At 66.5% G+C, this 24,346-nt stretch carries 26 protein-coding genes and 2 pseudogenes; 17 read left to right on the top strand and 11 right to left on the bottom strand.

The genetic code is table 11. The annotated features are described in order from the left end of the window. Positions 1–91: 91 nt before the first annotated feature. A complete protein-coding gene (locus AC1DC5_RS08500) occupies positions 92–280 on the top strand; it encodes a DUF1918 domain-containing protein (protein ID WP_476864835.1) in 189 nt (62 codons plus the stop codon). Positions 281–284: 4 nt separating this feature from the next. On the opposite strand, the gene AC1DC5_RS08495 is transcribed toward AC1DC5_RS08500, so the two are convergent. Then, positions 285–1,742, bottom strand: a complete 1,458-nt coding sequence (locus AC1DC5_RS08495) for a DUF5129 domain-containing protein (RefSeq protein WP_476864834.1) — start codon at positions 1,740–1,742, stop codon at positions 285–287. Between the two features lie 139 nt (positions 1,743–1,881). Here AC1DC5_RS08495 and AC1DC5_RS08490 point away from each other — a divergent pair, with 139 nt between their 5' ends. Further along, entirely contained in the window at positions 1,882–2,538 is a 657-nt protein-coding gene (locus AC1DC5_RS08490) for a DedA family protein (protein WP_476864833.1), read from the top strand. Positions 2,539–2,789: 251 nt separating this feature from the next. Further along, positions 2,790–3,002 carry a YegP family protein gene (locus AC1DC5_RS08485; protein WP_441404256.1) on the top strand — a complete coding sequence of 71 codons (213 nt, stop codon included), beginning with the start codon at positions 2,790–2,792 and terminating at the stop codon, positions 3,000–3,002. A gap of 18 nt (positions 3,003–3,020) precedes the next feature. Here the strand turns inward: AC1DC5_RS08485 and AC1DC5_RS08480 are convergent, their stop codons facing one another. The 3 genes and pseudogenes from AC1DC5_RS08480 to AC1DC5_RS08470 form a co-directional block, all read right to left on the bottom strand. Continuing rightward, positions 3,021–4,025 (bottom strand): SulP family inorganic anion transporter, encoded by a 1,005-nt coding sequence (locus AC1DC5_RS08480; protein WP_476864832.1) that lies wholly within the window; start codon positions 4,023–4,025, stop codon positions 3,021–3,023. A 133-nt stretch (positions 4,026–4,158) separates the two neighbouring features. Then, positions 4,159–4,512: pseudogene (locus AC1DC5_RS08475) on the bottom strand (SulP family inorganic anion transporter); the annotation flags it as partial. Positions 4,513–4,650: 138 nt separating this feature from the next. Continuing rightward, positions 4,651–5,361, bottom strand: a complete 711-nt coding sequence (locus AC1DC5_RS08470; RefSeq protein WP_476864994.1) for an endonuclease/exonuclease/phosphatase family protein — start codon at positions 5,359–5,361, stop codon at positions 4,651–4,653. A 258-nt stretch (positions 5,362–5,619) separates the two neighbouring features. Here AC1DC5_RS08470 and AC1DC5_RS08465 point away from each other — a divergent pair, with 258 nt between their 5' ends. Further along, positions 5,620–6,426, top strand: a complete 807-nt coding sequence (locus AC1DC5_RS08465; protein WP_476864831.1) for a thioesterase family protein — start codon at positions 5,620–5,622, stop codon at positions 6,424–6,426. 30 nt (positions 6,427–6,456) lie between these two features. Here AC1DC5_RS08465 and AC1DC5_RS08460 read toward each other — a convergent pair whose 3' ends face one another. After that, positions 6,457–6,840, bottom strand: a complete 384-nt coding sequence (locus tag AC1DC5_RS08460) for a DUF2177 family protein (RefSeq protein ID WP_476864830.1) — start codon at positions 6,838–6,840, stop codon at positions 6,457–6,459. Here AC1DC5_RS08460 and AC1DC5_RS08455 point away from each other — a divergent pair. Further along, positions 6,833–7,606, top strand: a complete 774-nt coding sequence (locus AC1DC5_RS08455; RefSeq protein ID WP_476864829.1) for a lipoate--protein ligase family protein — start codon at positions 6,833–6,835, stop codon at positions 7,604–7,606. The genes AC1DC5_RS08460 and AC1DC5_RS08455 overlap by 8 nt on opposite strands. A gap of 69 nt (positions 7,607–7,675) precedes the next feature. On the opposite strand, the gene AC1DC5_RS08450 is transcribed toward AC1DC5_RS08455, so the two are convergent. From AC1DC5_RS08450 to AC1DC5_RS08440, 3 genes are all read right to left on the bottom strand, one after another. After that, entirely contained in the window at positions 7,676–8,323 is a 648-nt protein-coding gene (locus AC1DC5_RS08450; RefSeq protein ID WP_476864828.1) for an MBL fold metallo-hydrolase, read from the bottom strand. After that, entirely contained in the window at positions 8,320–9,405 is a 1,086-nt protein-coding gene (locus AC1DC5_RS08445; protein WP_476864827.1) for an S-(hydroxymethyl)mycothiol dehydrogenase, read from the bottom strand. The genes AC1DC5_RS08450 and AC1DC5_RS08445 overlap by 4 nt, the downstream gene beginning before the upstream one ends. A 149-nt stretch (positions 9,406–9,554) precedes the next feature. Beyond that, complete coding sequence (locus tag AC1DC5_RS08440) at positions 9,555–9,812, bottom strand: mycoredoxin (protein ID WP_024367105.1); 258 nt, start codon at positions 9,810–9,812, stop codon at positions 9,555–9,557. A 276-nt stretch (positions 9,813–10,088) separates the two neighbouring features. Between AC1DC5_RS08440 and AC1DC5_RS08435 the strand changes: the two genes are divergently transcribed. From AC1DC5_RS08435 to AC1DC5_RS08415, 5 genes and pseudogenes are all read left to right on the top strand, one after another. Then, on the top strand, positions 10,089–10,835 hold the full coding sequence (locus tag AC1DC5_RS08435; RefSeq protein WP_476864826.1) for an SOS response-associated peptidase: 747 nt from the start codon (positions 10,089–10,091) through the stop codon (positions 10,833–10,835). Positions 10,836–11,107: 272 nt separating this feature from the next. Then, positions 11,108–12,352: a hypothetical protein gene (locus tag AC1DC5_RS08430; protein ID WP_476864825.1), complete on the top strand. Its 1,245-nt coding sequence runs from the start codon at positions 11,108–11,110 to the stop codon at positions 12,350–12,352. Positions 12,353–12,786: 434 nt separating this feature from the next. After that, on the top strand, positions 12,787–13,200 hold the full coding sequence (locus AC1DC5_RS08425) for a hypothetical protein (protein WP_476864824.1): 414 nt from the start codon (positions 12,787–12,789) through the stop codon (positions 13,198–13,200). Positions 13,201–13,338: 138 nt separating this feature from the next. Further along, positions 13,339–13,473, top strand: a pseudogene (locus tag AC1DC5_RS08420) (hypothetical protein); the annotation flags it as partial. Between the two features lie 38 nt (positions 13,474–13,511). Then, positions 13,512–13,670: an N-acetyltransferase gene (locus AC1DC5_RS08415; protein WP_476864823.1), complete on the top strand. Its 159-nt coding sequence runs from the start codon at positions 13,512–13,514 to the stop codon at positions 13,668–13,670. 42 nt (positions 13,671–13,712) lie between these two features. On the opposite strand, the gene AC1DC5_RS08410 is transcribed toward AC1DC5_RS08415, so the two are convergent. Next, positions 13,713–14,630 (bottom strand): alpha/beta hydrolase, encoded by a 918-nt coding sequence (locus AC1DC5_RS08410; protein ID WP_476864822.1) that lies wholly within the window; start codon positions 14,628–14,630, stop codon positions 13,713–13,715. A 6-nt stretch (positions 14,631–14,636) separates the two neighbouring features. Continuing rightward, positions 14,637–15,059 carry a VOC family protein gene (locus AC1DC5_RS08405; RefSeq protein ID WP_476864993.1) on the bottom strand — a complete coding sequence of 141 codons (423 nt, stop codon included), beginning with the start codon at positions 15,057–15,059 and terminating at the stop codon, positions 14,637–14,639. A gap of 14 nt (positions 15,060–15,073) precedes the next feature. Here AC1DC5_RS08405 and AC1DC5_RS08400 point away from each other — a divergent pair, with 14 nt between their 5' ends. After that, positions 15,074–15,400 carry a chorismate mutase gene (locus AC1DC5_RS08400; protein ID WP_476864992.1) on the top strand — a complete coding sequence of 109 codons (327 nt, stop codon included), beginning with the start codon at positions 15,074–15,076 and terminating at the stop codon, positions 15,398–15,400. A gap of 10 nt (positions 15,401–15,410) precedes the next feature. Here AC1DC5_RS08400 and AC1DC5_RS08395 read toward each other — a convergent pair whose 3' ends face one another. After that, positions 15,411–15,797, bottom strand: coding sequence for a hypothetical protein (locus tag AC1DC5_RS08395; protein ID WP_441404247.1), 387 nt, complete (start codon positions 15,795–15,797; stop codon positions 15,411–15,413). 155 nt (positions 15,798–15,952) lie between these two features. Between AC1DC5_RS08395 and AC1DC5_RS08390 the strand changes: the two genes are divergently transcribed. From AC1DC5_RS08390 to pdxS, 6 genes are all read left to right on the top strand, one after another. Then, complete coding sequence (locus tag AC1DC5_RS08390; protein ID WP_441404246.1) at positions 15,953–16,282, top strand: DUF6504 family protein; 330 nt, start codon at positions 15,953–15,955, stop codon at positions 16,280–16,282. Further along, positions 16,279–19,779, top strand: a complete 3,501-nt coding sequence (locus AC1DC5_RS08385; RefSeq protein ID WP_476864821.1) for a DNA polymerase III subunit alpha — start codon at positions 16,279–16,281, stop codon at positions 19,777–19,779. Before AC1DC5_RS08390 ends, AC1DC5_RS08385 begins: the two co-directional genes overlap by 4 nt. A 106-nt stretch (positions 19,780–19,885) precedes the next feature. Beyond that, complete coding sequence (gene thrS, locus AC1DC5_RS08380; protein ID WP_476864820.1) at positions 19,886–21,895, top strand: threonine--tRNA ligase; 2,010 nt, start codon at positions 19,886–19,888, stop codon at positions 21,893–21,895. Positions 21,896–21,909: 14 nt separating this feature from the next. After that, complete coding sequence (locus AC1DC5_RS08375; RefSeq protein ID WP_476864819.1) at positions 21,910–22,515, top strand: HIT family protein; 606 nt, start codon at positions 21,910–21,912, stop codon at positions 22,513–22,515. Then, positions 22,505–23,143: a phosphatidylinositol phosphate synthase gene (pgsA, locus tag AC1DC5_RS08370; RefSeq protein WP_476864818.1), complete on the top strand. Its 639-nt coding sequence runs from the start codon at positions 22,505–22,507 to the stop codon at positions 23,141–23,143. The genes AC1DC5_RS08375 and pgsA overlap by 11 nt, the downstream gene beginning before the upstream one ends. A gap of 171 nt (positions 23,144–23,314) precedes the next feature. Then, positions 23,315–24,241, top strand: coding sequence for a pyridoxal 5'-phosphate synthase lyase subunit PdxS (gene pdxS, locus AC1DC5_RS08365; RefSeq protein ID WP_476864817.1), 927 nt, complete (start codon positions 23,315–23,317; stop codon positions 24,239–24,241). The last annotated feature ends 105 nt before the right edge of the window (positions 24,242–24,346 follow it).

The following is a 24,346-nucleotide window of genomic DNA, read 5'->3' as shown; positions in this document are numbered from 1 at the left end:
GAAGCACCGGCTTCCCAACCGGGCCGTTCACTAATCGGCCCGTTCCCCTAAATGACACAGAATCGTAGGCTGGAGAAGGGAGGTGAATGCCATGAAGGCAGCACAGGGAGACCGCATCATCATCCGTGGCACCACGGTGGAATCATCGGACCGGCACGGGGAAATTCTGGAGGTCAGGGGCGCCGACGGAGCCCCGCCGTATCACGTCAGGTTCGACGACGGCCACGAAACCATACTGTTCCCGGGCGGTGATTTCGTCGTCGAACGCAGCAAGACCTGACCCGCTAGAAACTCGATGAGCTGCCGGAGCCGGAGAAGCTCCCGCCGCTGCCGCCGTAACCGGTGGTGCTGCTGCCGCCGCCCCGGGCGCTGCTGACACTGCTGACGCCTGTGGTGAATCCGGAGTTGAACGTGGGTACGGAGAAGAAGTAGTAGGCGGGGTACACGGTGCCCAGGATGCTGGGCTCGTAGGTGCGCCCGTACTTGGCCTTGCTTCCGGCCTGCGCACTCTCCATTTCCTGGCGCATGAGCCGGGCTTCCTTTTCGTTCTTGGCGTAGCCCTCGATGACGGTGTCGGCATGGTTCTTGAGCAACTCGGACAGATGCGTGCGCGCGTCCCGCAGCCGGTCCAGGGCCGTCTCCGGAGTGATCGTTCCGTCCGAGAGTTCCGAGGTCCACCGTTCGAGCTCCCGGTGGCTTTCGTCCCGGAACGAGCGCAGCGCCGCCGCGGACGCGGAGTCGCTCTCGGCGTCGCGCTTGGTGAGCATCTGTTCGATCGCGGCCAGGTCGGCGCGGAAGGGGGCCAGCTGGCGGTCCCAGGCGGGCGCCCAGGCGGAGCCGCGGTTGAGCAGGGCGTTGGTGTCCGAGATGACGTCGTCGAGGGCATCCAGTTCGGCGGCGGCGTCGGCGTAGCTCCGGACCAGCTTCAGGTTTGGCCGCCTGCTGAGGCCTTTCGGCGACAGGGCATGGACCTGGTTGGAAAGGCCGGTGGCGGCGTTGTACTTCGTCATGAAGGTCCTGTGCTTCTCCAGCACCGTGCTGCCGTACCGGGAGGCGTCCGGGATGGTGCTCGCATTCAGTTCCGTGACCTGCAGATCCATGCTGACGTTGGCATAGCTGGCGTCGCCGCGGGCCAGCTCCTTACGGCTGCTGACCCGGGTCCGCCAGCGCACGATCAGCCAGGTGGCGGCGCCCGCGACGGCGGCAACCACGGTGGTCCAGGCAGCGACGAGGAAGGCAGTGGACCGGTACCACGGCTGGTTGATCAGCTCCGCCCCGCGCTGGATCCCGGCGATGGTGCCGTCCGTCCACTGGGCATCACGGAGGAGTTCCTTGGAGGCATTCTGGATATCCTCGCGCTGTCCGGGCGAGACCTTCCGGTCCTCACCCATGTACGTCCCCACATGCCGGCCCACAGGGTCCAGAGCAAAGATAAAGAGCCCGTCCGCCCATTTCTGCCCGTCCGCGCTGATCCACTCCGGGCGCTCGGCCCGGGCAAACCGCAGGACCTCCTCGTTGAGGTTGTCCGAGGCCGAGCCGCTGTAGGTATAAACGGCCACCTTGGTGGGCTGGTAAAACTCGATCGCCCGGACGGCGGGCAGAAGCGTGTTTTGGTCCAGCACCCCCGCCCGGTCCTCCACGACGACGTCGACCGGGGTGACGGCCAGCGCCGCCGGCGCCAAACCCACCAGCCCGGTCACCACCAGCAGGAGGACACAGAGGACTTTCCGCACGATTCCCATTTCCTGAGCGTAGTGCTTGCCGCGGGCCGGCGTCGACGGACGCGCGCCGTCCCCGCGTTGCCGTTTCGGCTAGGCTGGCCGGGTCCGACGTGGAAGGGAATGCGGCAGTGTCCGAGGAAACTGAACGGCCGGGGCAGCCATGACACCCGCCACTCCGGTCGACGAACTGGGCGGTCTGGTCGGTTTCGCCGCACAGGCCGTCGACGCGCTCGGCGAGTGGGGCGTGGGGCTCTTCACCCTGGCGGAGACGGTCTTTCCACCCATCCCCAGCGAGGTTATCCTTCCCCTGGCCGGTTTCCTCACGCGCCAGGGGACCATGAACCTGGTCCTGGTCCTGGTCACCAGCACCCTTGGCGCCTACGTGGGCGCGCTGCTGCTCTACTGGCTCGGGGCCCGGCTGGGGCTCGAGCGGTCGATCCGGTGGCTGTCGCGGCTTCCGCTCATGGACCGCGAAGACTTTGAGAAGGCCGCCGACTGGTTCCGGCGCCACGGCAGGTCTGCGATCTTCTTCGGGCGGCTGCTTCCGGGTGTGCGCAGCCTGATCTCGCTGCCCGCCGGAGCCGAGCGGATGCATCTCGGCACGTTCAGCGCGTTCACGATCGCGGGAAGCGTCATCTGGAACGGGCTTCTGATCGGCCTCGGCGCCCTGCTCGGGGCACAGTACCGGCTCATCGACGAGTACTCGCGGTTCCTCAACTATGCCGTCTATGCGGCCCTGGCAATCGTCGTCGGCTCGCTGACCGTGAGGAACCTCCGGCGGCGGCGAAACAGCAGGTCAGGGCCGGACGGGGCCTAAAGGCACCGTGACGGCGGGCCCTGCCTGCTACATACTGGCGGCCTGAGCCCTGAGGCGAAGGAACCCGGGCCGAACCGGCCAGAACCGGCCGTGGGTCCGGCTCCTGCACCCGGTCCGGCAACAGAGCATCGCCGGCCAGACCGGTCCCTGCTAGGGGCGCCGGACCCACTGTTCAGGCCGGTCCCGCAGCGGTAGATTGTGGCTAACGGCCCACCCGGCCGGCTCCACCGACGCAACATCAGGGGTGCAAAATGGCTGGAAAATTTGAAGTCTACAAGGACAAGTCCGGCGGCTTCCGCTTCCGGCTCAAGGCCGCCAACGGCGAGGTGATCGCTTCCTCGCAGAGCTACAAATCGAAGGCCAGTGCCATGGGCGGGGTCGAATCGGTCAAGAAGAACGCAGCCGGCGACGTCGTCGACCTCACCGAAGAGGCGCCGGGCAGCATCGCCGGTGTTGCCGGCTAGACACGGTTCAGGCAGGCCCTAATCCTGCTGGTCCAGGCCGAAAATTCTTTTGTAGCTCCGCACCGCGTTGGTCACGGTCGGGAAGAAGTGGTCCGGCCCAAACCGGCTGCTCACGCCAAACCGGATCAGGCGGTCCTTGATGGGGCCTTTCATCTCTGCGAAGACCAGACTGACCCCGCGCTTCGCGAGCTCGTCGTCGAGCGCCACGAGGTCATCCAGCGCGGTGGTGTCGAGGCCGGTTATGGCCTCTGACGCCACGATCACCCACCGAACCGGGGCCGGGGCCTTGTCCACGAGCGTCCTGATGTGTTCGGTAAAGACGGCGCCGTTGGCAAAGAACAGCGGGGCGTCGAAGCGTGCGATCACGAGGCCGGGAATACGGTGGCCCTCGGGGTGCCGGCTCAGGTCATGGTAGCCGGGCACGTCTCCCACACTGCCCAACTCGGTGCGGTAAGGGTCCAGGGCGCGCAGCACAAAAGCGACCAGGGACAGGCCGATCGCGACCACGATGCCTTCGAGCACCCCCACAAAGGCGACGCCCAGGAAAGTCGCGGCCAGCAGGGCGGCCTCGGTCCGGCTCATCCTGAGCAGCCGGCGGAACGTCTTCAGGTCGAGGATCGACGCCGCGGCCACCATCACGACGCCGGCCAGCACACTGGAGGGCAGGAACGCCGTCACCCCGGGCGCCACGATCATGAACAGCGCCACAAGGGCGGCGGCAACGGCTCCGCTCAGGGGGCTCTTGGCGCCGGCAGCGAGGGCGATCGGGGTCCGCGAGGCGCTGCCGGAAATCGGAAAGCCGCCAAAGAGGCCGCTGGCCACGTTCGCCACGCCGAGGGCACCCATTTCCTGGTTCCCGTCGACCTGGACCCCGCTCCGCGCGGCGAAGCTTTTCGACAGGACCGACGTATCGGCGAAGGCGATCAGGGCAATGCCGGCCGCCGGGCCGAGCAAGGCAATGACGTCGTCCAGGCTGATCCCGCCGAGGGCGGGGGACGGCAGGCCGCGGGGCAGGGAACCCACGGTGGGGAGCGCCGTCGTCAGGTCCAGCGCCGCCGTCAGCGCCGAACAGCAAAGCGAGCGGATTGATGGCGCCCTGGGCCACCGCCTGGGCGGTGCCGGCCGCGGTGCCGGCCAGTGAGCCGCCGGTGCCCGAGATGCCGAGCAGCTTCGGCAGCTGGCTCAGCATGATGACCAGGGCGATTCCGTTGAGGTAGCCAACCCGGATGGGTTTGGACAGCAGCCCGGTCACGAAACCCAGTTTGAAGACCCTGCCGGCCAGCAGCAGCCCGCCGATCATGAGCGCCAGTACGCCGGCCAGGGCCACTGCGTGATCCGGTTCCGTGGCGGCCAGGGGCAGGATGGCGGCCGCGATCATGGGGGCCAGGCTTGAGTCCGGACCGATGATCAGGACCCGGGAGGGTCCGAACACGGCGTAGGCAAGCAGGGGGATGATCGAGGCGTAAAGTCCCGTGACGGCCGGAAGCCCGGCCGCCTCGGCATATGCCATGCCGGCCGGAATGAGGAACGCGCTGAGGGCTGCGCCGGCGGCCAGGTCGGATTTCAGCCAGGGACGCTCATAGTCCCGCACCATTGCGAGGCCCGGCGGGAGTTTCAGTGCCCGGGCGCCTCTCACGGTGGACCCGGGCTACGCGGCAGGGTACGCGGAGCCGTTGGCCAGCGGAGCGTCCTGGCCGTACTCCGCCGAAATGAGGATCGGGAGGTGGTCCGATGCCCCGCGCGGAAGGGTTTCGACACTCTCGATGTTGAGGCCCTGGGACGTGGCGAAGTCAAAGTGGCCCTTGAACACCTTGTACCGCGTGTAGGTCCGCCGGTCGCTGAGCGTCAGGTCGTAGCCGGCGTCCTTCATCTGTTCCGTGAGGGACTTCGTGAAGAACGGATAGTTGAAGTCGCCCACCATCAGCGACATCAGGCCGCCGCCCATGCTCAGCAGCTCCGCGTGCGCGGCGTGGATCTGGTTCCGCCGCAGCGAGTTCGACGCCGTCAGCGGGGCCGCGTGGAACGAAGCGATCACGAGGTCGTGGTCCGTCTCGTTGTCGACCACCCGCGTCCCGATGAGCCGCTCGTGGGCGGGGGACAGGACGCGGTCATGCAGTGACTTCTTCAGGGCGAATGCCTTGGTTTCGTAGGCCCTGAACCGGTCCATGCGGTAGTAGATTGCCAGGCCCAGGCGGTTGCCTTTGGTGGAGTCGGCGAGGTGCAGATCACCAATGGTGTCCGGCAGGTCGTTGGTGTCGCACTCCTGCAGACACAAGGCATCAATCTCAAAATCGCGGGCCAGATCAACCAGCTCACCGCTGGCATGGTGCTTACGCAGGTTGTAGCTGATGACTCGAATCAGGGGAACACCTCTTCGGTGGATAGTCGCGGACAGTCTGGTTCCGAGTCTACCCAGTCCCGTGAATCGCGTGGCAACGTGGGAACGGGGTCTAGCCTGCGCCGTGGCATTGAGGGGCCGTCCGGAGGTTGAGCCGGGGCCGCCCCGCGCGTGCGGGCCTAGCGGCCGCCGGACCTATGCCGGCCAGAGGCGGGCTATAGCGGGAGCTGTGAAGCGATAGTGTGTTCAGGGATTACCAGCCACGCGAAAGGGCAGACATTGACGACTGCTGAACTACCGGAGCTTGCCGAGGGCGATTTCTACTACGAGGTCTTGGGGGAGGGGCGCTTCCGCTCCACCATCCACGCCCAGGGCGCCTGGAACGAGCACGAGCAGCATATGGCGCCGGCGTCCGGCATTCTGGCGGACTGCCTGGACCGGCACGAACCGCGGGACGACATGCGGATGGCGCGCCTGAGCTACGAGATCCTCGGGCTGATCCCCGGCGGCGAGTTCGAGGTCGTCACCACCACACTCCGCCCGGGCCGGACGATCGAGCTGGTGCAGGCCGAGCTGGTCGCCGGGGGGCGGGTCGCGATCCGGGCGACGGCGTGGCGGATGATCATGTCCGACACGACCGCCGTCGCCGCCTTCGAGGACCCGAAGATTCCCGCGCCGGAGGACTGCAAACCCTACGACGCCTCGACCATCTGGCCGGGCGGCTACATCGCTTCCCTGGAGATGCGGATTGCCGAGGGGCACCGCGCCGGGTCCGGGACCGTCTGGCTGCACACCGAACACCCGCTGACGGACGAGAAGGGCAGCAGCGACCTGGCCCGGCTGATCGGCCTGGTGGACACCGCCAACGGGATCGCCGCCCGGGTTCCGCCGGGCAAGGGCAGCTACGCCTTTCCCAACTTGGACCTCCAGGTCCACATGTACCGGCGCCCCGAAGGTGACTGGCTGGGCCTGGACAACGAGGTCTCCTTCGGGACGGACGGGATCGGCCTGACCTCGACCGTGCTGCATGACCTCCAGGGCCCGTTCGGCCGCGCCGAGCAGATCCTGACGCTCCGGAAATCCTGATCGATCATCCGGCCGCTTCAGGCCCTCCGGCTAGTGGAAGACCAGCCAGCCGACGACCGTGGCCAGGCCGGTCAGCACGGCGCCCCAGGCGATGTCCGCCACCACGATAACGAGCGGCCAGTTCTTCAGGGTCGCCGCGTTCGTGAGGTCATAGGTCGCGTAGGCGAAGGTGCCCAGCGCGGCGCCGTAGCCGAGCGCCGTGAGCCAGCTGCCGCCGTCGAGCGCGGGCTGGAGGGCGAAGAAGACGATGCCTGCGATGTAAAGGACGTAGAAGACGACGGCGTACCCTAGATTGGGCTTGTCCGCCATGAGGTGCCCCAGATGGTTCCGGTAGAACTTGCTCATTGACTTGAGCCAGACGGAATCGATGACGGCGAACGCGGCGGCTACGACGAGGAACTGCAAGATGACCATAAGGGAGCATAACAACATGCCGGAGGCCGCGGTGGCACCACGGACGCTGACGATATTCCGGCAGGAGGAATCCCTGGGCGCCGCCGCAGACCTGGACCTCGCCCTCGAGCTGCTGCGGAAGGTCAAAACCGGCGAGGTGGGTCCCATGCTCCGGCTCTACCGGCCGGCGCCCACCGTGGCCTTCGGGCAGCGGGACACACACCTGCCGGGCTTCAACGCCGCGGCGCAGGCCTGCCGCGACCTCGGCTTCGAACCGCTCGTCCGCAAGGCCGGGGGCCGTGCCGCCGCGTACCACCAGGGGACCCTCGTGATCGATCACCTGGAACCGGACACCGACGCGATCGCCGGTGCCAAGGGACGGTTCTCCTTCTTCGGCGAACTGCTGGCCCACGCCCTGCGCAGCGCCGGCGTCGACGCCGCGGTGGGGGAGATCCCCGGCGAGTATTGCCCCGGCGAATTCAGTGTCCACGGCCAGGATCCGGAGTTTCCGCAGCACCAGCTCAAGCTGATCGGAACGGCCCAGCGGGTGGTGGCCGGCGGCTGGCTGTTCAGCTCGGTGATCGTGGTGGAGAACTCGGCCCCGATCCGCGCGGTCCTGGAGGCGAGCTACGCGGCCCTGGGCCTGGATTGGGATCCGGCCACGGCCGGCGCCGTCAACGATCTTGTCCCGCACCTGGACGTCGACGCCATCGAGGCGGCCGTGATCGACACCTACTCCCGCTATGCCGCCCTGGACTACGGCGACTTCGGCAGCCTGCTGGGCTGAGAGGGTCGCAGGCATGGAGAAGGCCGGGCACCACTGGTACCCGGCCTTGTCCACGCCTGCGGCTGGAGCCTAGTGCCCGCGGGCGATCCATTCCTCGAGCTGCGGCGCCTCGGCGCCGATCGTCGTCGGGTCGCCGTGACCGGTCCGCACCACGGTGTCCGCCGGGAGCGTCAGCAGCCGGCCCTTGATGGACTCGATGATGGTCGGGAAGTCACTGAAGGACCGGCCGGTGGCGCCCGGGCCGCCCTGGAACAGCGTGTCGCCGGTGAAGACGGTGCCCTCGCTGGCCAGGTAGAAGCTCACGGATCCGGGGGAGTGACCCGGGGTGTGCAGCGCGACGAGCCGGGCACCGGCGACGTCGAAAGTGTCCCCGTCCGCGATCGCGTGGTCCGGTTCGGTGCCCGGGAACACGCGCTCCCACAGCATCCAGTCCTCGCGGTTGAGGTACACCGGGGCGTTGACGCGCCCGCGGAAAGCGCCCACTGCGGCGATGTGGTCATCGTGACCGTGCGTCAGCAGGATTGATGTGACCTTTCGGCCGGCGACGGCTGCCTCGATGGCGTCGGCGTCGTGCGCCGGGTCGATCACGATGCATTCCGCGTCGTTGCCCACGATCCAGACGTTGTTGTCGACGTCCCAGGTGCCGCCGTCGAGCGAAAAGGTGCCCGAGGTGACCAGCCGGTCGATCCGGAGCCCGTCCACGGAGCCGCCGCTCACAGTTCCACCACGGAGCGCAGCACCGAGCCGGAGTGCATCTTGTCGAAGGCTTCCTCGATCTGTTCGATCGTGATCCGCTCCGTGACGAACGCGTCCAGGTCCAGTTTGCCCTGCCGGTACAGGTCGATCAGCATGGGGAAGTCGCGCGAAGGCAGGCAGTCGCCGTACCAGGAGGACTTGAGCGAGCCGCCGCGGCCGAAGACATCCAGCAGCGGCAGGTCCAGGGTCATTTCGGGGCTCGGGACGCCCACCAGGACCACGGTGCCGGCGAGGTCGCGGGCGTAGAAGGCCTGCTTGTACGTCTCGGGGCGGCCGACGGCGTCGATCACCACATCGGCGCCGAAGCCGCCGGTGAGTTCGCGGATCGCCTCCACCGGGTCGACGGCGGAGGAGTCCACGGTGTGGGTGGCGCCGAGGTCCTTGGCGCGGTCGAGCTTATTCGGGTCGATGTCGACCGCGATCACCGTGGTGGCGCCGGCGAGCGCGGCGCCCGCGACGGCTGCCACGCCCACGCCACCGCAGCCGATGACGGCGACGGAATCGCCGCGCTTGACGTTTCCGGTGTTGATGGCCGCGCCGATGCCTGCCATCACCCCGCAGCCGAGCAGGCCGATCGCAGCGGGGTCAGCCTCGGGGTCAACCTTGGTGCACTGCCCGGCGGCGACCAGGGTCTTCTCGGCGAAGGCGCCGATGCCCAGCGCCGCGGAGAGTTCGGTGCCGTCCTCGAGCGTCATCTTCTGGGTGGCGTTGTGCGTGTTGAAGCAGTACTGCGGCTGGCCCTTGGCGCAGGCACGGCATTCGCCGCAGACGGCACGCCAGTTGAGCACCACGCGGTCGCCGGGGGCCACCTCGGTGACGTCCGGGCCCACGGCGCTGACGACGCCGGTCGCCTCGTGGCCGAGCAGGAACGGGAACTCATCGTTAATGGCGCCCTGCTTGTAGTGCAGGTCGGTGTGGCAGACGCCGCATGTGAGGATGTCCACCAGGGCCTCGCCGGGTCCGGGATCCGGGACCAGGATGGTCTCCAGGGTGACGGGGGCTCCTTTGGAGCGGGCTACGACGCCTTTGACTTTATGGACCATGGAAATAGCTCCTCTGCTCAAATCGCGGTTCTCACCGCAGGACTCTTTGTCGTACGGCTTCTGCCGCACACAACTTTGCCGCACAACGAAGTCCGGCGCGGCCCCCAAAGGAGGCCGCGCCGTCGTCGTCATCGGTTCATAAAAGGGCCTTAGGCCGCGAGGCGGCTCTTGACCTCTGCCGCGGAGGGGTTGGTGGCCGCAGTGCCATCCGGGAACAGCACGGTGGGGACGGTGCGATTGCCGCCGTTGAGCTTCTCCACGAGATCTGCGGTGCCTTCAACTTCTTCGATGTTAATCTCGGTGTACCCGATGCCCTGGGCGTCCAGCTGCTTCTTCAGGCGGTTGCAGTAGCCGCACCAAGTGGTCGAAAACATGGTGATGGTGCCGGATTCGGGGGTGAAGTCCATGAAGTTCTCCTTCAAGCTGGTTGACGGCGCGCGGTGGCAGCGCCAGTTGCGACAAAAAGTCGTACGTTACTCCCAATAACCGTAACCCGCAGGCCGCTATTCCCGCACAGTGCGGCGCCGGTGCTACGTCGCGGCCGGGTGCGAAGTCGCCGGAAAGCTGCGGAGTCGCCGGAACGTTTCGGCGACCTCGCATGGTTCCGGCGACTTCGGTGGGCTCAGCCGGGTCGCCTGTGGCGCGCGGATGACACAGCATGGGTGCGGTGGCATGCTGGTGCCATGTGTGGACGCTACGTGATGGCCCGGGCCGTCGGGGACCTGCTGGCCGAGTTCGACGCCGGGCTGGAGGAGGAGGTCGCGATTCCGCCGTCGTGGAATGTGGCCCCGACCGCGGATGTGCCCATCCTGCTGGAACGGCTGGTCGACGGGCAACCGGTCCGGCAGCTGCACATCGCGCGCTGGGGACTGGTGCCGTCCTGGGCAAAGGACCCGGGAATTGGCTCGAAGATGATCAACGCCCGCAGTGAGAGCGTGCTGGAGAAGCCGGCGTTCCGGAAGGCCACCCGCGCCCGGCGCTGCGCCGTCCCAGCCGACGGCTACTACGAATGGAAGGGCGAGGGCCGCGGCAAGCAGCCGTATTACGTGCACCCCAGGGACGGCCACCCGATAGTCTTCGCCGGCCTCTACGAATGGTGGAAGGACCCGTCGAAAGCCGAGGACGACCCGGCACGCTGGCTGCTCTCGACGTCGATCATGACCACCGATTCACCGCCGGAAGGCTACGCCGGGGGAATGCTGGCCGAACTCACAGCCCTGCATGACAGGGTGCCGCTGCCGATGGACCGGGAAACGATGCAGTCGTGGCTGGACCCGCAGGCCGATGACGCCGCCGGACTCGTGGACCTCGTCCGGGCCGGCGCACACGATGTCGCGGAGGGCTGGACGATCGACGCCGTCGGCACCGCCGTCGGGAACGTCAGGAACGACTCCCCGGAACTCATCCAGCCGGTGGGAAGCCTGTTCTAGCCGCGCCGGCGTGAAGTGCTGCATTGATGAGCGGACGGTAGGCCCGAATCTTCCGGTTCCCGTCCTTGCTGGGTGCGCTACCAGCGCTAGTCCTGCACGGAGGGGTTTTCGGGCCTGCACTCGAACCCTGCTTCGTAACGTGGGTGAACGACGGTAACGGACGAATGATTCTGCGACTCGAAATGTCGCTGAGTCCCCGCCAGCCGAATGAACGTAGGGGGTACGGTTACCATTTGACTCGGCGACTATCTGGTTCCACCAAGGGGTGATTTGTGACAATTGTCAGTCGTGAGGCGGCCACAACGATTTACCGCATGAAACGGATGGCGAGGGGCGTACGGTGGATTGTCCTGAGCACCGTTCTCGCAGTGTTGGGATTACTCGGATTGTGGGTAACCATCCCGGTCTGGATAAACGTTGCACTTGCGGTGATTTCATTTGCCCTGTTGTTTCTGGAGATACGCGCTTATCGACGTGCTTTGGCATCCACGGAGTTTGTCCCTCGACTAAGCGATTCCTTCGAAAGTGTCCTGCTAGCAGTCGCGAACAGCAATCGGTTCACATACCGCAAGTTTCCGCACGGGACGTTCCTCTCAGATGTGGTTGTGTCATCGGGCATCGAGAACGGGCTGGAGGCTAGGTTGGACCCAGAGCCGTTTAGTGTGCCGCCGCGACTCAGAGCTCTCAGCCAGCGCTTTCTGGACGAAAAAACCAAGGCAAAACACGTCTTCGACGGGCCTATCCTGGGCTGGAACTCCAATGTCGGCACTGCTGACGCACATCTTCCGTCGAGGATAGATTTTCAACCTGCAACGTACTTTCAGCACATCGCAACCGACCAGTTTGCGCTTCATGACGTCCGCCAGAACGATCAGTTTCTTGAAGACCACGGGCGAAGGCTTTTCATTGGCCGACGTGGGATGCTCAGAGATTTCCACGACTCATGGCTCGTCAACGTGGTCGGCACCTCGTGCATGGCATTCACGAGCGATGGAAAACTTCTCATCGTCGACCAAGCGGTTCATAATCTGAACAGCGGAGGCCAGTTGGCGCCTAGCGGTTCGGGCGCGTTGGAATACCGGGATTTCCAGGGCCGAGAGTCGCTTCCCCTGGCCGAGTTGGCCGCCAATGGCGCCAACCGCGAATTGCAGGAGGAATCGGGGGTACGGCCAGAGGAAATTCTGGAGAGCTCCTTCCTCGGGTTTGGGCGATGGCTTGAAAAGGCGGCGCGTCCCGAACTAGTGACCATGAGTCTGCTTTCTGTGGACTCGCACGTTCTCGAGCAGCGGGCAACGGAAAAGCTGGAGAGACCTTTTGTCAGGGGCCGGGCGTTCACGCGGCTGGTTGGAGGTCCTGGCAACTGGTCGTCAACGAGCCCCGAAATAATGCTGGACTCGCAGTTCCGGGGCAGGCTCTCCTTGCCGCTTTCCGTCGGATTGGCACTTCTAGGAGAATTCGTTGCGGCAGGTGGCCCACGTGCCGAAAGATTCGTCGCTCAGGTATGCGCTGGCGACTGATGTGTTGCTGATTTCTTGCCTAGAGTGCAGACTGAACAGCGTCTGGCTCGGCGTGCGGCGGTCGCCGGTCCGACAGTGGCGTGGAACAGCCGCCGAACTCTTGGCTCCATTGGCTCCCTGACCGCCAGGTCCCGGCTTCAGCGACTTAGAGGCAGCGGATGAAACGAGCGGTAATCCTTGACGTCACTGGAGTCCTCGGCCGCGCCATCGCGTGGCGGCATATCAGGGCCGCGTGGGCGGTGGACGTGACCGGCCGCGACACGCGGAAGATGCCGCGGGATCTTGCAGAAGCGGGAGCGCGGGTTTATCGCCTCCGAACGACGGGACAGTACCGCTCTGGTGGGGGAGATGGGCGGCGGTCCTCGTGGATGCGGTGTGTTTCACACACGACGGCTGCGGTCAACACAGCTGCGCTTGTCGAACACATTTCCGGCGTGCCTGGTGCACGTGTTCTCAACAGTGCCGACCCCGATGCGCCGAATGCCCGTCAGATCGCTCGGACGATTGCGCGGCATCTCGGTCACCAGTGGGACGAAGTGCTGCTCGACGAAACCGCTCCCGAGGGGATTGGCGACCACCCGTGGGGTCTCCGGCCGCCGATCATTCTGAGTACCGTCGCCTCGCTTGAGCTGGGCTACGAACCGGTCGGAACGGACGGGGAGACGATTGCGCGGCAGATCGACTGTCTCCTGAACACTGCAGCGTCCGGGGCGGACCCGGCAGCCCAAGATTCGCTCTGGAGAAGTCCACGGCCGGAACCTTGCGTACCGTTGCGGATGCTGCGTGGTGCCGCCGACAAACGCCGGCACCACCGCTGCTTCCTCGTCACCGCACACCGGCTCGAATAGGCGTGCCGCCGTGTACTCCCAGTCACGTTAGCGATGCCGGTGAACACGTCAATAGGGCCATAGTGCCCTTGGCGAGTTGGCGGCGGCCATGTCCGACCCGAAGCGACCAGTCAGGGGAATCCCGACCACAATCTCCGTCGTGTCGCCGTGACTGTTGAGGGCGCTGCGGTGGGCTGGTCTGGATTCGGCAGGCCGCGGGATGACGTGGCTGCGGGAACCGGGGAAGTCCATGGGTTGAATCTCCTGCCTGCCTATTGGTCGAGTGGACTGGGCTCCGCACTGTTCTTGGCCCGGTGGAGGAACTTCGCGCCATGGGCTATGAACGTGCGTATCTCTGGGTCGCTGACGGCAACGGCTGCGCCGTCCGCTTCTACGAAAAGCATGGCTGGTGCCCGGACGGTCGGACCAAGCAGGATGCCCGCTTTGATCCGCCGCTGCTGGAGCGCAGTCTCTCGGTGTCGCTTCCCTAGGTCTCCGGATGGTCCGCCACGTCGCCGCGCCTGTACAGGTGGCTAGCCGCCGTCGCGAATGACGGATCCGAATAGCCGCAGGAGCTCATTCCCGGCCTCCAAGGCAGCTGGCGACTCTGTATCGAGACTGAGGAAGCCATGAACGAGTCCAGCATGAGGCACATGGTGGACCTCAGTTCCGGCGGCAATCAGCCTCCGGGCCAGGGCCTCGCCCTCGTCGCGAAGCGGATCGTGCTCGGCCGTAGCTATGACAGTCGCGGGCAGGCCGCTGAATCTGACGTGCAGTGGGCTCAATGACTCGAGTTGTTCGGCGTCCATGTCCGGTACCCATTGCCTCAGCGACCACGCCAGCGCTTCTGCGTCCAGTCCCCATCCCAGCCCCTTCTGCTGCACGCTTGGCTGCGACAGCGTCAGATCGGCGTTGGGACAAACCAGCAGGAGCCCGCTGAGGCGGGCGCCCTCCCCGACCAGCCGCTGAGCCGCCAGCAAGGCGATCAGACCCCCGGCGCTGTCGCCGGCCAGGGACGGAGGACCGCTGGTTGGTCCAAGGACCGCCGGTGGCTGGAGAGCCCACCTCAATACCGCGACGACGTCGTCAATCGCCGCCGGCGCCGGATGCTCGGGCGCTCGCCGATAGTCGACCGCCAGCACCGAGGCGTTGGCTTCCACGGCCAGCCGGCGGCACGTCCGGTCGTGGGACTCGAGATCCCCGAAGATGAACGCCCCGCCATGGACGTAGACGATGAGCGGCAGTGGCTGCCCGCTGGGTCGGTAGAAACGCAGTTGAACCGGGCCGTCGCCGGGCGTGGCAAGGTCGACTACTTGGGGCAGGCTTGGCCCTGCAGGCCTGGCGCGTGCGGCGCGCAGCTTGTTCACGTCCAGGGGCGGGGCTTCTGCTGGTTGTGAGCGGATGCCGGAAATCCACCGGGCCAGCCCGTCATCGGCGAGTGTCTCGTTCACTTGTCGTCAGAGCGTGACTTCGCCGCCGCCGTCGACCGCCCAGCTGGGATTGAAGGCGACCTCCCAGCGGTAGCCGTCGGGGTCGGCGAAGTATCCGGTGTAGCCGCCCCAGGGCTGGGTTCTCGGCTCGGCGATGATGGCAGCTCCGGCGGACTCGGCCTCCGCCATCACCCAGTCGACTTCCGCAGCGCTGCCCAAGTTGTGGCTCAGGGTGATGGACGGAACCCCGGCCGGGGGATCAACGGCCGCTTCGGCCTGCATCTGCCCGGCGTCCCAGAGCGAGAGGACGAGGCCGTGATTGGCCTGGATGAACAGGACCTCGCCCCGGACTTCCCGGTGGACGGGCCAGCCCAGGCCATCTACATAGAAACTGCGGGAGGCGTCAACACTGCGGACACCCAGTGAGATTAAATCGACTCGTGGCTGCATCATTCGATATTGTCATGCACATGTCCACAAATCACCAAGACGAAAAAGCTGCCAAGGCCGACCGGGAGCAGCTCGCCGCCGTGCGGGTGGCCGTGGACGAGGTGGACGAGCAGATCGTGTCGCTGATCGGCCGCCGCGAGCGCCTGATCCGGATCGCCGGAACCCTCAAGGCTGACAGTGCCGAGGTGCGGGCCCCCGGGCGCGTGGAGCGGGTTATCGAACACGTCCGCGCCACGGCGGAAAATAAGGACATCGACGTCGACCTCGTTGAGAAGACGTACCGGGCAATGATCGACGCGTTCATCACGCTCGAGCTGGAAGTCTACAAAGCCAGCTCCTAGGGCGAGGGGCCTAGAGGGCCTCCTCCACCGGAACGTTCGCCTGGTAGTCGCGGCCGTCGCAGTCGCTGAAGGCCGTCATGAGGTGCCCCTTGGCTAGGCCCATGATGGTGCTCAGCGGAAAGTGCCCGGTAATGGTGTTGCCGGAGTGCTCAACTCCCTTGAGGTCAAAGTTCTCCTCCGTGCCGTCATGACTGAAGCAATAGAAGGACACAGCTTCCCCGTTCATGAACTCGATCCCCATGCGTCGCTGGTGGGAATGATCGGGAGTCGCCGCTAACAGCCCCACCACGTAGGCGCCCTGGCCGGGGATGTTTCCGTCTATATCGAACTTCGCCACCAAGGACGTGTCCTCGGCGGCGATGCTTACCTGCTTCAGAAGTGCGTTATGGGAGCTCATGGATCAATCCTGCTACCTGTGCCTGCGTCCGTCCACCCCTGATCTAGGTTTTCCCCCGGCGCCGTCGTAGACTGGAATTGTTCGAAGATATGTTCGAATAGTTGCTGGCTGTTTGGCCAGATGGTTCTTACAGATGGTGCGGTCCGGGAGGCACGATGGGCATGTTCAGCGAGTCGGTGGACGTCGTCTGCACACCCTCCGGCCAGCCCCTGAAGCTGGACTGGGCAGGCCGGCACTACACCGTCTGCGCCGAACCGGTCCGCTGGTTTGAGCGCCGCCAATGGTGGGCGGAAGAGCAGCGGGCGCCGCTGGGCAGCGGCCCGGGACTCGTGGACCACGAAATCTGGCGGGTTCAGGTGCGCCGGGCAGATTCCCCCGACCCGGAAAGCCTCACACTTGACCTCACCCGGCATGTCGGCAGCGGACGCTGGCGCCTGCTGAGGATCCATGACGCCCTGCTTCACCGGAAACCCGAATCGGCATGAGCTTCACCCATCTCCATGTCTCCACCGCCTTCAGCGCCCACTACGGGGTCTCCTGGCCGGATGAGCTGGCGGCCGCCGCCGCCGCTGACGGGGCGACGGCGCTCGCCTGCACGGACCGCGACGGCCTCTACGGGACGGTCAAGCACCTGAAGGCCTGCATGGCGGCCGGGCTGGATCCGATTGTCGGAGTGGACCTTGCGGTCTTTGACGACGACGGCGACCTCCGCACCCAGTTGGGGGGACGCGTCGTCGTGCTGGCCCATGGGCATAACGACGGCGCCGGATACCGTGCGCTGTGCCGGCTGATCTCCGATGCCCATGCCCGCACCACGGGCAAGGCCGGGGGAGCGGTGCCCGTCGCCGTGACCCGGGCCGAGCTGGCCTCCCGCACCCTGCACCCGGAAACGCTCAAGCCGGTGCTGACCGTGCTGATCGGGCCGGACTCCGACGTCGGGCGTGCCATGGGAGGGAGGCGCTACCTGCGCCCCCGCACCCTGTTCAAACGCTGGCTCGACGCCATGCCGGCCGGAACGATTGCCGCCGAGGTCGTCAGCCAGCTCAGCCCGCCCGGGGAACCGCTCAGCACCGCCCACGCAGTACGGATGCTCAAGCTCGCCGCCGAACACGGGGTGCCCGCTGTGCTGAGCAACGCCGTGCGTTACGTGGCAGAGGACGGCGCGGCCACTGCTGATGTGCTGGACTCCGCCCGCACCCTGAAATCGCTGCCCGAACTTTCCGCGGCCCCGCTGCTGCAGCCCAACGGGCAGGGCTGGCTCAAATCCGCGGACCGGATGCTCCAGCTCGGCAAGGAGACCATGCACGCCGCCGGATACGGTGCCGCCGACCTCAAGAGCCTGATGGCGCAGACCGAGGCGCTCGCGGACCGTTGCCGGATGGATCCGGTGACGGACATGGGGTGGAAACAGCCGGTGGTGCCGGAAGCCTCGGTGATCGGGATCGCCGGGGACGCCCTCATCGAGCTCACCCAGCGGTGCGAAGCAGGCATCAGCAGGCGTTTCCCCGGGATCGCCGGCAAACCCGCCGGGGAGCTGCGCTCGCGGCTGGAACACGAGCTGCGGATCATCGACAGCCTCGGCTTCGCCGCGTACTTCCTGACCGTGGCCGAAGTCTCCCGGATGATCCTGGACATGGGAGTCCGGGCGGCCGCCCGCGGCTCGGGGGCATCCAGCCTGGTCAACTACCTGATCGACGTCAGCCAGGTGAACCCGCTGCAGCACGACCTGATCTTCGAACGTTTCCTCTCCCGGGATCGCGCCACCCTGCCGGACATCGACATCGACGTCGAAAGCGCCGAACGGCACAACGTGTACCGCAAGATTTTTGAGCGCTTCGGCTCCGAGCGCGTCACCTTGATGAGCATGCAGAACGGCTACCGCGCCCGCGGTGCCGTGCGCGACGCCGGCCTGGCCCTGGGCATGGAGGAGGGCGAGATCGGGGACATCGCCAAGCAGCTGTGGCGTTTCTCTGCCCGGAACTTCCGCGAAGCCCTCGAGGAGAAGCCCGAGCTGAAGGAATTTGCCGGCCGGGTGGGGCAGCGCGACTTCAGCGGGAACCAGCAGCTGGACCTGCTGGTGGACCTCACGGAACGGCTGGACCGGCTGCCGCGCCATATCTCCATGCACCCCTGCGGGGTCATCCTGGGGGACGCCACCCTGCTGGACCGCACGCCCGTGCAGCCCAGCGGGCTGGGCCTGCCCATGAGCCAGTTCGACAAGCACGATATGGACCCGATGGGCATGCTCAAACTCGACGTCCTGGGGGTCCGGATGCAAAGCGCCATGGCCTTCGCAGTCCGCGAGGTCATCCGCCTGCATCCCTCCAAAGCCGAAGTGGTGGCCGCCGGGGCGCACCCGGCGGGGCCGGACGGGATGGGCCCGGACTACATCGCCGAGGACGGCAGCATCGACCTTAACGCCGTGCCGCTCGACGACGAACCCACCTACGAGCTGATCCGCAGCACCCACACCCTGGGCTGTTTCCAGATCGAATCCCCGGGCCAGCGGGAGCTGATCGGCAAGCTCGCCCCCCGGGAGTTCAACGACCTCATTATCGACATCTCCCTGTTCCGGCCGGGCCCGATGAAATCGGACATGGTCCGGCCCTTCCTGGAGCACCGGCACGGCTTCGCCCCCGAGGTCTACCCGCATCCGGACCTCAAGCCGGTCCTCCAGGAGACGCACGGGGTCACCGTGTTCCATGAGCAAATCCTGAAGACCTTCGACGTCATGACCGAATGCGGGCTGGCGCGTGCAGACGAATTCCGACGCGCCCTCGGCAACGAGGTCCTGGAATACAGGGTGGAGGAGTTCTTCCGGAAGGAGGCCCGGGCCCGGGGGTACAGCCCCGAGGTGGTGGACAAGGTCTGGGGTACCCTCAAGGCCTTCGGCAGCTTCGGGTTCTGCAAAGCCCACGGCGCCGCCTTTGCCGTGCCCACCTACCAGTCGGCCTGGCTCAAGACCCACCACCCTGAGGCGTTCCTCGCCGGGCTGTGGGAACACGATCCGGGCATGTACCCCAAGCGGCTCCTGGTGGCAGAGGCGCGGCGGCTGGGAATCCCCATCCTGCCCCTGGACATCAACCGCAGCCAGGCCGAGTACAGGGTTGAGCGGGTGGCCGCCGGCCCGGACCGCGGCAAGCTGGGCATCAGGCTGAGCCTGAACGGCATCTACGGACTCTCGGGAACCGAGCTGAAGCGGATCGTGGCCGGTCAGCCCTACGACTCGCTCGCGGACCTGCGGGCCAGGTCCCGGCTCAGCAAACCCAGTATCCAGCGGCTGGCCCAGCTGGGCGCCTTCGATTCCCTCCACCGGGCCTCCGGCGGGACCGCCAACCGCGCCGACCTGGTCCAGCACTTGGTGACCCTGCAAAGCCGGCCACACCGGAAGGGCTTGGACGTGATCGAAGGGCAGCTCTCCCTGCCGCTGGGCGACGTCGAGCTGAAAAACCTCAAAGCCGTGCTGCCCGCCCCCACCCTGGTGGATACCGTCCGGGCCGAGCTGGACCTGATGGCCGTGGACGTCAGCGACCACCTGATGGCCAGCCACCGGCCGCTCCTGGACCGCCTCGGCGTCACCACCGCGGACAAGCTGCTGGGACTGCGCAACGGCACCGAGGTGCTGGTCGCCGGAGTCCGCGTCGCCACACAGACCCCTCCCATGCGGGGCGGCCGCCGGGTGGTATTTATCAGCATCGACGACGGCACGGGCTGCGTGGACTCGGTTTTCTTCCATGAGGCCCAGGAGCTGGCAGGTCCACTGTTGTTCGGCACCCGGCTGCTGCTGATCCGGGGAACCACCCGGCGGACCGGGCCGCGGGGCATCAGTATCAGCGCCAGCATGGCCTGGGACCTGAGCCGCACCGAGGCCCTGCCCTTCCCGGTCCCGGCCTCCGGAATTCCTGACACCCGGGAACCCGAGCCTCCGGGGCCCCTTGACGGCATCACCCGCCACCTCGCAATTACCGGGCTGGGAGGCTGAGTGGCGCGTTGGTTGGCCTCTTCAGAAACCGATAGCATGGACGAGGCTGGCTGTGGTCCCCGTACGCCACAAGCTACGAAGCCTTAACTTTGAATAGGAGACACCCGTGTCAGATGCCCAGCAGATCACCCTTCTCGTCGATGGCGAAGAGACCAAGGTGACTACCGGGACCACCGGCGCGGAACTCTTTTTTGAGCGCCGCGACGTCGTAGTGGCCCGCGTCAACGGCGAGCTCAAGGACCTGGACCAGCCGCTGCCCGAGGACGCCACGGTCGAGGCCGTCACCATCGATTCCCCCGACGGCCTCAACGTCCTGCGCCACTCCACGGCCCACGTCATGGCCCAGGCCGTGCAGCAGCTGCGCCCGGACGCCAAGCTTGGCATCGGGCCGTACATCACCGACGGCTTCTACTTCGATTTCGACGTCGAGGAGCCGTTTACCCCGGAAGACCTGAAGACCCTGGAAAAGATGATGCTCAAGATCATCAACCAGAACCAGAAGTTCGTCCGCCGCGTGGTGTCCGAAGACGAGGCCCGCGAGGCAATGAAGGACGAGCCGTACAAGCTCGAACTGCTCGGCAAGAAGAACGAGGCCGCCGACGCCGGTGAAGGCGTCAACGTCGAGGTCGGCGCCGGCGACATCACCATCTACGACAACGTGGACCGCAAGAGCGGGGACAGCGTCTGGTGCGACCTGTGCCGCGGCCCCCACCTGCCCAACACCAAGCTCATCTCCAACGCCTTCGCCCTGACCAGGTCCTCGGCCGCCTACTGGCTGGGCAACCAGAACAACCAGCAGCTGCAGCGGATCTACGGCACCGCCTGGCCCACCAAGGACGCCCTCAAGGCCTACCAGGAGCGCATCGCCGAAGCCGAACGCCGCGACCACCGCAAACTCGGCGCGGAGCTGGACCTGTTCTCCTTCCCGGACGAGCTGGGCTCCGGCCTGCCGGTGTTCCACCCCAAGGGCGGCATCATCCGCAAGGCCATGGAGGACTACTCCCGCCAGCGCCACGTCGATGCCGGCTACGACTTCGTCTACACCCCGCACATCACCAAGGGCCACCTCTACGAGGTCTCCGGCCACCTGGACTGGTACAAGGAAGGCATGTTCCCGGCGATGCACATCGACGCGGAACTGAACGAGGACGGTTCCGTGCGCAAGCCCGGGCAGGACTACTACCTGAAGCCGATGAACTGCCCGATGCACAACCTCATCTTCCGTTCCCGCGGCCGGTCCTACCGCGAACTGCCCCTGCGGCTCTTCGAATTCGGCTCCGTCTACCGCTACGAGAAGTCCGGCGTTGTGCACGGCCTCACCCGTGTGCGCGGCATGACCCAGGACGATGCCCACATCTACTGCACCCGCGAGCAGATGAAGGACGAGCTCACCGGCACCCTGAACTTTGTGCTGGGCCTGCTCAAGGACTACGGCCTGGATGACTTCTACCTGGAGCTCTCCACCAAGAACCCGGACAAGTTCGTCGGCGACGACGCCGCCTGGGACGAAGCCACCCGCACCCTCGCCGAAGTGGCCGAAGCCTCCGGCCTGGAGCTCATTCCGGATCCGGGCGGAGCCGCGTTCTACGGCCCCAAGATCTCCGTCCAGGCAAAGGATGCCCTGGGCCGCACCTGGCAGATGTCCACCATCCAGCTGGACTTCAACCTGCCCGAGCGCTTCGAGCTCGAGTTCCAGGCCGCGGACGGCACCCGCCAGCGACCGGTGATGATCCACCGCGCCCTGTTCGGTTCCGTGGAACGCTTCATGGGTGTGCTGACCGAGCACTACGCCGGTGCCTTCCCGGCCTGGCTGGCCCCCGTGCAGGTGGTCGGCATCCCGGTGGCCGAGGCGTTCAACGACTACATGTTCGACGTCGTGGACCAGCTCAAAGCCGCGGGCATCCGCGCCGAGGTGGACATCTCCTCGGACCGTTTCCCGAAGAAGATCCGCACCGCCAGCAAGGACAAGATCCCGTTCGTGCTGATCGCCGGGGGCGACGACGCCGACGCCGGCGCCGTTTCCTTCCGCTTCCGTGACGGCAGCCAGGACAACGGCGTGCCGGTGGCCGAGGCCGTCCAGCGGATCGTTGACGCCGTCCGCAACCGGACCAGCTAGCGGGGGAGCAGCACGTGCAGGAAACCACAGGGGCCGCTCCGGAGTATCCGGGGGACGACGGCGTGACCGACGACTTTGGCCTGGCCGGGGTGCCGGACGCGTTCCAGCGCCTGTGGACTCCGCACCGGATGGCCTACATCAAGGGCGGGCAGCACCAGTTCAAGAACGTGGACGACTGCCCGTTCTGTGTGGCGCCTGAACGGGAGGACGACGATTCACTGATCGTCTACCGCGGGCGGACCAGCTACGTCGTGCTCAACCTCTTCCCGTACAACCCGGGCCACCTGTTGGTCTGCCCGTACCGGCACGTTCCCGACTACACGGACCTGACCGTGGAGGAGACCGCGGAGTTCGCCGAGCTGACACAGACGGCCATGCGTGTGCTGCGCAAGGTCGCCAACCCCACCGGCTTCAACCTGGGCATGAACCAGGGCGTGACCGGCGGCGCGGGGATCGCCGGTCACCTGCACCAGCATGTGGTGCCGCGCTGGGGCGGGGACGGGAACTTCTTCCCGATCATCGCCCAGACCAAGGCCATCACGCAGACCCTGGGCGAGGTCCGCCAGCAGGTCGCGGAAGCCTGGCCGCAGGCCACCGCCGGGGCGACTGATGCTGAATAGGCACGCGCGCGGGTTCTTCACCGCGCTGTTCTCCCCGCTTGCCCGCTGGCTGCTCCGGATCGGGGTGTCCCCGGACGCCGTGACCATCGTCGGCACGCTCGGCGTCGTGGTCGGTGCGCTGGTGTTCTACCCGCTGGGCCAGCTCTGGTGGGGCACCCTCTTCATCACCGCCTTCATTTTTTCCGACGTTATCGACGGGATCATGGCCCGGATGCAGAAGGGCGGGGGCCGCTGGGGCAACTTCCTGGATTCCACGCTGGACCGGGTCGCCGACGGGGCGTTGTTCGCCGGCGTCGCTGTCTGGTTCTTCACTGGGGGTGACGACGCCGCAATAGCGATTGCCGCCGTCGTCTGCCTTGTCCTGGGCATGGTGGTTTCGTACGCCCGTGCCAAGGCGGAGGCGCTGGGCTTCCAGGCCAACGTGGGCATCGCAGAGCGTGCCGAGCGGCTGGTGTCGGTCCTGGTGGTCACCGGCTTCACCGGCCTTGGCCTGCCCACGGTGGTGCTGTTCGGAACGTTGTGCCTGCTGGCCGCCGCGAGCCTGGTGACGGTCATCCAGCGGATCATCACAGTCCGCCGGCAGTCGCTCGAGGAGACCGAGGGCACCGCGACCGGACAGGCCGCCTGAGCCCGCGGCGTCGGCCTGTCCCGCGGGGTGTAACCGGAATTCAGCCGGGCGCGGCGGGGGACTAGTATTAGCACTACCGGCCAATGGATCCGGTAATCCGGTGTGTGCGACGCGGCATTTGTGTGCCGTCCGCGATCCGGCGAGGTCATCTATCTACCCATAGGGGTTTTTGTGTCTACACCTGATGTAAGCAGCGAAGCCGGCGCGTCCGCGAAGAGCGTGACGGGCAGCAACCGCGTCAAGCGCGGCATGGCGGAGATGCTCAAGGGCGGCGTCATCATGGACGTCGTCAACGTCGAGCAGGCCCGCATCGCTGAGGATGCCGGAGCCGTGGCAGTTATGGCGCTGGAACGCGTTCCCGCCGATATCCGCGCCCAGGGCGGCGTCTCCCGTATGTCCGATCCGGACATGATCGACGCGATCATCGCTGCCGTGTCCATCCCGGTCATGGCGAAGGTCCGGATCGGCCACTTCGTCGAAGCCCAGGTCATCCAGACCCTCGGCGTGGACTACATCGACGAGTCCGAGGTCCTGACCCCGGCCGACTACGCCCACCACATCGACAAGTGGAACTTCACCGTTCCCTTCGTCTGCGGCGCCACCAACCTCGGTGAGGCCCTGCGACGCATCAACGAGGGCGCGGCCATGATCCGCTCCAAGGGCGAGGCGGGCACCGGCGACGTCTCCAACGCCACCACCCACATGCGCCAGATCCGCGCCGAGATCAAGAAGCTCGCCGCCCTGCCCGAGGACGAGCTCTACGTCGCCGCCAAGGAACTGCAGGCCCCTTACGAACTGGTCAAGGAAGTTGCCTCCACCGGTAAGCTCCCCGTCGTGCTGTTCACCGCCGGCGGCATCGCCACCCCGGCCGACGCCGCGATGATGATGCAGCTCGGCGCCGACGGCGTGTTCGTCGGCTCCGGCATCTTCAAGTCCGGCAACCCGGCCCAGCGTGCCGCCGCCGTCGTGAAGGCCACCACCTTCTTCGACGACCCGGAAGAAGTCGCCAAGGCCTCCCGTGGCCTGGGCGAAGCCATGGTCGGCATCAACGTGGACGAGATCCCCGAGCCGCACCGCCTCGCCCAGCGCGGCTGGTAACAAAACAAGAGCACAAACGACGACGACGACGGCCCGTCACCTCTCCAGGTGGCGGGCCGTCGTCGTATTTCCCCGTCGATTGCTCCCTAATCGCCCTTATCAGGC

Source organism: Arthrobacter sp. 10L424, assembly GCF_056395325.1.
This window is presented reverse-complemented; position numbering and strand designations above follow the sequence as displayed.